Annotated in this window: 7 protein-coding genes; 1 reads left to right on the top strand and 6 read right to left on the bottom strand. The window is 57.4% G+C overall.

Annotated elements, in window-relative coordinates; translation table 11 throughout:
* The 6 genes from EOA27_RS17230 to EOA27_RS17205 form a co-directional block, all read right to left on the bottom strand.
* Positions 1-422, bottom strand: a 422-nt coding sequence (locus EOA27_RS17230; protein WP_127256758.1) for an ATP-binding cassette domain-containing protein, incomplete at its 3' end; no start/stop codon positions are given.
* Entirely contained in the window at positions 412-1,236 is an 825-nt protein-coding gene (locus tag EOA27_RS17225; protein ID WP_126082613.1) for an ABC transporter permease, read from the bottom strand. The genes EOA27_RS17230 and EOA27_RS17225, both read right to left, overlap by 11 nt.
* Before the next feature lie 65 nt (positions 1,237-1,301).
* Positions 1,302-2,348, bottom strand: a complete 1,047-nt coding sequence (locus EOA27_RS17220) for an ABC transporter permease (protein ID WP_126083800.1) — start codon at positions 2,346-2,348, stop codon at positions 1,302-1,304.
* Between the two features lie 63 nt (positions 2,349-2,411).
* Positions 2,412-4,019 carry an ABC transporter substrate-binding protein gene (locus EOA27_RS17215; protein ID WP_126082612.1) on the bottom strand — a complete coding sequence of 536 codons (1,608 nt, stop codon included), beginning with the start codon at positions 4,017-4,019 and terminating at the stop codon, positions 2,412-2,414.
* Between the two features lie 122 nt (positions 4,020-4,141).
* On the bottom strand, positions 4,142-4,495 hold the full coding sequence (locus tag EOA27_RS17210) for a Rieske (2Fe-2S) protein (protein WP_126082611.1): 354 nt from the start codon (positions 4,493-4,495) through the stop codon (positions 4,142-4,144).
* An 11-nt stretch (positions 4,496-4,506) separates the two neighbouring features.
* The gene (locus EOA27_RS17205) at positions 4,507-5,589 is read right to left on the bottom strand and encodes an amidohydrolase family protein (RefSeq protein ID WP_126082610.1); all 1,083 of its coding nucleotides are present in this window, start codon (positions 5,587-5,589) and stop codon (positions 4,507-4,509) included.
* Positions 5,590-5,719: 130 nt separating this feature from the next.
* On the opposite strand from EOA27_RS17205, the gene EOA27_RS17200 reads away from it, so the two are divergent.
* Positions 5,720-6,406, top strand: a 687-nt coding sequence (locus tag EOA27_RS17200; protein WP_145970387.1) for a LysR family transcriptional regulator, incomplete at its 3' end; no start/stop codon positions are given.

Here is a 6,406-nt window from a genome sequence, read left to right as displayed (position 1 = left end):
CGGTTGGCCTCACCTCGGCTGGCGATCCCGTGCGCAACCGCCGTTTCAACGGTCTGATCGAGGAGCCGGTGAGCCGGGTTGAACCAGGCAGCTGCGCTTTGCGCCACATAGGCAATACGGGAGCCCCGGAGGCGCCGACGGCGTGCTTCGCTCATTGACAAAAGATCGGCGCCATCGAAGGCCACGGAGCCTTGGGTAATACGGCATCCTGGCTTGGCATATCCCATTGCAGCAAGGCCGATAGTCGACTTTCCGGCGCCGGATTCGCCGATTAGTCCAAGCACTTCTCCGCGTTTGAGTGAGAAATCAACGCCGCGCACGATCGGGTGCCAGCGCTCGCCGGAAAAGCCTTCAACGTGAAGATTGCGGACCGTGAGAAGATCTGTCCCCCTTTCGCGCGCGATAACATTGCTACTTTTCATCACGCAGTCCGCTCGTTGAATGCAAAAACCAGTCTACGACGAAGTTCACCGCTACTGTGAGGAGGGCAATGGCGCCCGCCGGCAGAAGCGGCGTGACATCGCCATAGGTAATCAGCGTCGCGTTTTCCCGCACCATCGATCCCCAATCGGCGGATGGCGGCTGTATGCCGACGCCCAGGAACGACAATGCTGCAATGGTTAGGAAAACAAAACAAAATCGCAGACCAAACTCCGCAATGAGCGGCGGCAGAACATTGGGCAGGATTTCCTTGCGGAGAATCCATGCGGGGCCTTCGCCCCGCAGCTGCGCGACCTCGACATATTCCATCACCACCACGTTCAGGCCAACTGCTCGCGCCAGACGGAACACGCGCGTCGAATCGAGCAGAGCTATGATCAAGATGAGGCTGGCCATTGAGGAGCCGAAAATCGAAAGCAGCATCAGTGCGAATATCAGGCTCGGAATCGACATCAACACGTCCACGGCGCGTGACAATAGCTGATCCAGCCAGCCCCGGTACATTGCAGCGAGAAGGCCGAGCGTCACACCCGCTGCGAAGGATAAAATAGTTGTGATGAAGGCGATGCCGATCGTGTTGCGGGCTCCGTAGATCAGTCGTGTAAGCATGTCGCGACCGAGTTGGTCGGTGCCGAACGTAAACTCGTGGCTCCAGGGCGCGAATGCCTCGCTAAAGACCTGCGTTTCTCGATATGGTGCGATCAGAGGCGCAAATAACGCGACGATAATGTAGCAGAGGATCACACCCATACCGAACCAGGCGCTGAGTGGGGCCTTTTTCAGCGCTATCCTCATGCGAGATCGGCGCGTCCGCCTCACCCTACGCGCTCTGGTGGTCTGGATCACAGGCTCTGCACTTGTCATCGTGGGTGCAACAGTCTCGGGTTGGTTGCGATGGAGATGATATCGGCGATCAGGTTGAGCAGGATGTAGGCTGCGGCGAACACAAGCGCGCAGGCTTGAACGACCGGTACGTCTCTTGACCTCACGGCGTCGACCATCAGTTGCCCGACGCCGGGATAGACGAACACCACCTCGACAATCACGACGCCGACGATGAGATAGGCAAGATTGAAGGCCACTACCGTCACAATCGGGGCCCAGGCATTTGGCAAAGCGTGCCGGACGACGACAACCATTGGCCCCATTCCCTTCAATCGGGCCATGTCGATATAGGGGCTTGAAAGCATGTTGAGAATAGCCGCGCGCGTCATTCGCATCATGTGAGCAACGATGACAAGCGTGAGGGTGATGGACGGCAGAGCGGCACGCCAGACGTGGTCCCAGAAAGGGGTCTCGTCGTTGATATTGGCCAGCGTTGGGAACTTCGGTACGACGTTAAGGGTCCAGTTGATCGAAATCGCCAGCCAGGCTGGTAAAGACCGGGCGAATTCGGTGCCCGCAAACGTATCGCGCGAGATAACCAGGAAGGCGAGCATGTAGGCCACGAAAAATTCCGGGAACGAAATGGTCGTAAGTGTTACCGTGTTTACAACCCGATCGAACCAGCTGTTGCGATATAGGGCTGCGACAATCCCCAACCCCAACGCCAGCGGCACCGCGATGAGAGCGGTCATGACCGCCAGGAACATGGTGTTGTAGAGACGAGGCGCGATGATCTCCGCCACGGTGCGCCGGTAACCTGTTCGGCTGGCGAAGGAGGATCCAAAGTCGCCCTTTACCATCTTGCCAACCCAGCTGAAGTAACGCTCGACTGGCGGGCGATCGAGGCCGATCTCGTGTTGAAGGGCCGCGACTGTTTCCGGGGTGGCAGATTGACCGAGCGTTGCCTTGGCGAAGTCGCCGGGCAGCATTGCGACCGCCGAAAAGATGATGATCGAAACAATGAACAGGGTAATCAGGCCGAGACCTAACCGCTGTAGAACCGTTTTGGCGACCGAATTCAAACGCATGCGCGCATTCCCAAGATTGCGCCGTCCGCAGGGCGAGCGACGCAGTTGGCAAACACCCTACGCCTCCGCCATCCACCAGCGCTCAGCCATCTTCAGTCCGTCATTTTCCCAATTGGGCGCCACATCGCCATGTCCTAGTTTCTTGGATTTGGCGCTTACGAAGTTGTTAAATACCAGCACGATGCTCCCGCCATCGTCATGGGTCAGCTGCTGCATTTCGCCATACATGTCGGCCCGCTTGGCCTCATCCGTCTCGGCTCGCGCCTGAACAAGCAATTCGTTGAAACGAGGATTCTTCCAGAATGACTCGTTCCAGCTGGATTCCGCTGCGAAGGCTTGTGTGAACATCCAGTCGGCTGTCGCGCGACCACTCCAATAGGAAGCGCACCACGGCTTCTTGAGCCAGATATTGTCCCAATAGGCGTCCTCGGCCTCGCGTACCACATTCACGTCGATGCCGCACTGTGCGGCCGTCTCGCGAATGAGCGCCGCTGCGTCAACCGCACCTGCGAAAGCGGCATCGGCGACCGAGAGATCAACCTTCAGTTTTTCCATTCCCGCCTTCTTCAGATAGTGGCGGGCTTTTTCGGGATCGAAACGGTGTTGCGGCTCCGGGTTCTTGTAAAACTTGATCGCCGGCGCGATCGGATTGTCATTGGCAACGGTTGCGTGTCCGAGGAAAATCTTGTCGGCTATCTCTTGACGGTTGATCGCCCATTTCATTGCCATGCGCACATCCGGATTGTCGAAAGGCGCCATAGTGACGTTCATCGGCAAGGTATAGTGGCCGTAGCCGGTGACTTCGATGATCTCGATTTTTGGGTTGCGCTTCAACATGCCGAGTGTCTTCAGATCGGCGCGGCCAATGTAATCCACTTCCCCGGTTGAGAGGGCAGCCATGCGTGCGGCCAAATCCGTAATGGCGATGAATTCCACCTCATCCAGGTAAGGCTTGCCGTTCTTGAAATAGTTCGGGTTGCGCTTGAGCTTGGCCGAAACGCCGGGTTGGAAATTCTCGAGCACGAATGCGCCGGTTCGCGTTCCTGATCCCCAATCCGCTTTCCCATCCACGCTCGGCATGATGACGAAATGATAGTCGCTCATGATGTAAGGGAAATCGGCGTTGCCGCTGTTGAGCGTGAAGACAACCGTTTCTGGGCCATCCGCATTGATGTCGGAAACGGATTCAAGCAGAGACTTCGCCGCTGATTTGGTATCGGCACCCATGTGATAGCGCATCGAGGTCACGACATCTTCCGCCGTCACGTTCTTGCCGTTGTGGAAGGTGACCCCCTTGCGCAGCTTGAAAACCCACGTTTTGGCGGCGTTCGAAGATTCGAAGCTCTCGGCCAAGTCCGGCTGGATGTCGCCCTTGGCGTCAACCTCCGTGAGGCCGTTGGACATAGCGCCCGAGAAGGCCGTTTGCGTGAAAGTATCCGGATAGCCGGCCGGATCTATGGAATCTGTCGTCGCGCCATGCGCCATGCCAAGCTTGGCAAAGCCGCCTTGCTGTGGTTGTGCCCGTGCTACCGTGACGAAGATTTGATCCGAGGCAGCGACGGTAAGGCCCGCCGCTAGTCCCAAATGGATGAAGTCGCGGCGGGAAACCTTGCCGCGCCCGATCAGACTTTGCGCAATGCGAAGTTTGTACTCAGATTCAGACATTTTCGCTCTCCCATTTGCGGATTTTCCGCGTTTTTTTGAACACTCCTCAAGCAAGCTTGTCCGTAATTTATTATTTCATTGCTTGCCACTCCGTGCACTTGACTATTGATCGTTTTCTACCGTCACGCCGTTACATAGATGTTGCCGTCCTCAACTGTGACCGGGAATGTTCGCGCACGCACAGTTGGGTCGACGAGTGCCGAACCAGTTTTGATGTCGAACTCCCAGCCATGCCAGGCGCAGCGCACGATCTCGTTTTCTCTATGATAGATGAACCGCGCATCCTCGACAGGCGCGGTCGTCCCGCATTGCGGCCCTTCACATAGGGGCGCGCCTCGATGCGGACAGATGTTGAGCAGCGCATGGAAGGTTTCTCCGATGCGGAACACACCCACCGAAAGGCTACGGACTTTGGCAATGACAGGTGTGCCGGCTTCGATCTCGTCAACGCGGCAGATGAAGGTTTTCTCGCCCATATTCTGCTCCGTCAGGCGGCGTTCGCGGTCAGGATGGCAGGAATGCGCTTGTAGACGTCGAGCGCATTCTGACCCATCACCTTGACTTTCCAGGACGGCGGGATGTGGAGCGTGTTGGCGTCGTCATAGTCCCAGTGCGGATAGTCTGACGCGAACATCAGCGTGTTCTCGCCATCCATCGCTTCCAGAATGGACCACAGATGCTGGACGTTGGCTGGCTGTTCCAGCGGCTGTGTTGAGAAGCGGATGTTACGGCGGCAGTATTCCGACGGTAGCATTTTGAGCCATGGCGTTTCTTTACGCAGCGCCTTGTAGTCAGCATCGAGGCGCCATAGCACCGTCGGCACCCAGGCGACGCCGCATTCGATCACTACGAAATAGAGTTCTGGCCATTTCTCGAAAACGCCGTGAGCGATCATGCTGGCGACATGGCTGATCGCCGACATGTGCAGAATGGCGTGTGTTTCCCAGAAGAAAGTTGTGGGGGCAGGCGCGACGGCGTTCCAGTTGACGCCTCCGTGCCCGCCGAGGTGAATGGCGAACGGCAATCCCATTTCCGCGCAGGCTTCATAGATCGGGTGGTAGAAGGGATCACCATACGGCTTCACTGAGCCTTGGGAGGCTAGAACCTGGACCATGCGCGGATGACTGCCCAGCCGACGGATTTCAGCGGCCGCCAGCTTTGGATCCTGGGGCGCAATGACGATCGAGCCCATGAAGCGATTGTCCTTCGGCAACCACTCCGCGATCTGATAGTCATTGTAGGCACTGACCAGCGCACTAGCGTAATAGGGATTTGCCAGCGTTGAGGCTTCAATGGGCTCGTCGCCGGTCAGGATCGCCACGCCGACATTATATTTGTCGAGGTGTTTGTCTTTCATGATCCGGTAGTTGTCCGCTTCAGTCTCAGGCCGCACATCCTTTCGGGAGAAATCCTGCGGATGAAACCAGGGGCGATGGCCGTGCGGGAACGATCCTTTCGGGCCAGTCTTCTCGCCCTCGATGAACATGTCCTTCCAGATGCCAGAAAGATACGGCTCCAAAACCGTGGCGCTTGACCAATAGTTGTGACAATCGCAGTCGACGATAAACACTTTAGCTTTCGCTCCCTGTCTAGCCCGGCCGTGCTGGCCGTTTAGTGCCTCCACCTTCCGCCTTGACAATTGCCGGATCAAGCCAATGATCTCTGGGTAACGATCGGCTTTTTCGATTAAGGTACGACGCATGCAGCTGGACCACATCGAGACGTTCCTCGACATTATTGAATCGCGGAACTTCAACCGGACTGCCGACCGGCTGAACATTACTCAGTCTACGGTCAGTACTCGGATCAAGAGTCTCGAAAGCGCGGTAGGGTCAGAGCTTTTCCATCGTGGTCGGGCTGGCGCTGAGCCGACTGCGGCGGGGCGACGTTTCGAGGCCTACGCGCGAGCGATGCTTTCGACCTGGTCGCAGGCGCGCCATGACGTTCGCGCGTTCAACCGGTTCGAAGGGACGCTGCGTGTGGCCGCCCAGGTTGGCATGACACGATCGGTGCTGCCGGGGTGGGTGGAGGCGCTCTGCCAGGTGCTTCCCAAAGCCTCGATCCATGTGGAATCCGACTATTCCAATCAGATGGTGACCGATCTCAGCATGGGAAATCTCGACATAGCGGTGCTCTACGCACCCCGCTACCTTCCCGAAATTACTTATGAGCACCTCATGGTCGAGGAATATGTGATGGTCTCGACCTTTGCCAGGACGCTATCGGAGGTGAATCCCGACAGCTACATTCGCCCGGGCTACACCGTCGTGCTCGAGAAAACCCACTCGGAGCTGATCCCTGCCCTGGCAATTTCGCGTCTTTCCATGGGATCCGAAAGCTTGGCCGAAGCGATGCTGCGGCGAACCGGAGGCAGTTGTTACATGCGC

The organism is Mesorhizobium sp. M2A.F.Ca.ET.037.01.1.1 (genome assembly GCF_003998075.1).
GTDB lineage: Bacteria > Pseudomonadota > Alphaproteobacteria > Rhizobiales > Rhizobiaceae > Mesorhizobium.
Note: the sequence above shows the minus strand (reverse complement) of the source record. Positions and strands in the feature narration are given on the sequence as shown.

Excerpts from the sequence above, each read along its gene's own strand:
- EOA27_RS17225 (WP_126082613.1), bottom strand. The coding sequence starts at position 1,236 with ATGAGGATAGCGCTGAAAAAGGCCCCACTCAGCGCCTGGTTCGGTATG.
- EOA27_RS17210 (WP_126082611.1), bottom strand. The coding sequence starts at position 4,495 with ATGGGCGAGAAAACCTTCATCTGCCGCGTTGACGAGATCGAAGCCGGC.
- EOA27_RS17215 (WP_126082612.1), bottom strand. The coding sequence starts at position 4,019 with ATGTCTGAATCTGAGTACAAACTTCGCATTGCGCAAAGTCTGATCGGG.